The organism is Vulcanococcus limneticus LL (assembly GCF_002252705.1).
Classification (GTDB): domain Bacteria; phylum Cyanobacteriota; class Cyanobacteriia; order PCC-6307; family Cyanobiaceae; genus Vulcanococcus; species Vulcanococcus limneticus.
This window is the reverse complement of sequence record NZ_NQLA01000151.1, coordinates 1-963: the sequence shown is the minus strand read 5'-3', so window position 1 is coordinate 963 and position 963 is coordinate 1. Positions and strand designations below refer to the sequence as shown.

At 59.8% G+C, this 963-nt stretch carries 1 protein-coding gene; it reads left to right on the top strand.

Annotation, left to right across the window (positions count from 1 at the left end; translation table 11 throughout):
* Positions 1 to 800: IS5 family transposase (locus CJZ98_RS17840; RefSeq protein ID WP_094592437.1), on the top strand; the 800-nt coding region annotated here is incomplete at its 5' end.
* Positions 801 to 963 lie beyond the last annotated feature (163 nt).

The window sequence follows — 963 nt, the reverse complement described above, 5'->3', positions numbered from 1 at the left end:
TGCTGCGGATTCACCTGATGCAGCAGTGGTATTCGCTCAGCGACCCAGGCATGGAAGAGGCGCTGATCGAGGTGCCCACCATGCGCCGTTTCGCCGGGATCGACCTGATCAGCGACCGGATTCCTGACGAGACGACGATTCTGAGCTTCCGCCACCTGCTGGAAAGACACGGTCTGGGGGAGCAGATCTTTGAGACGGTCAAAGCCCACCTCCGCGCGCGGGGTATGACGATGCGGCAGGGCACGATCGTCGATGCCACCTTGATCTCCGCCCCCAGCTCCACCAAGAACAAGGCTGGCAAGCGCGATCCGGAGATGCACCAGACCAAGAAAGGCAACCAGTGGTATTTCGGTATGAAAGTCCACGCCGGCGTGGACAAGGACTCAGGCCTGATCCATTCGGTGGTGGTCACGGCCGCCAATGTCCACGACCTCACTCCGGCGGCCGAGCTGTTGCATGGGGATGAGGAGGTGGTTTACGGCGACGCTGGCTACCAGGGAATCGCCAAAAGGCAAGAGATGGCAGGCAAGACGACGGAGTTCAGAGTGGCGATGCGGCCCGGCAAACGCCGCGTCCTGCCGGACACGCCCGAGGGAAGGCTGCAGGAGCTGATCGAGACCGCCAAGGCCCACATCCGATCGAAAGTGGAGCACCCGTTCAGGGTGATCAAGCAACAGTTCGGCTTCCAGAAGACCCGGCTGCGAGGCCTGGCCAGGAACCGCTGCAAGATCCATGTGCTGGCAGCGCTGACCAATCTTTTCCTGGCTCGGCGACAGTTACTGACGGCAGTCCAACCATGAAGATAGCATGTCCGAACGCCTCGACTCAGTCCAAGATCTCAGATAGATTCAGCTCGGAATAAGCCCACTGAGCCACCAGCTTGCGACGCTAGAGGCCAATCCAGGCTTAAAGAATATTGGCTGATCTAAGCGGGCACTCAAGCCTCTATTGTCCAGAGTTTCC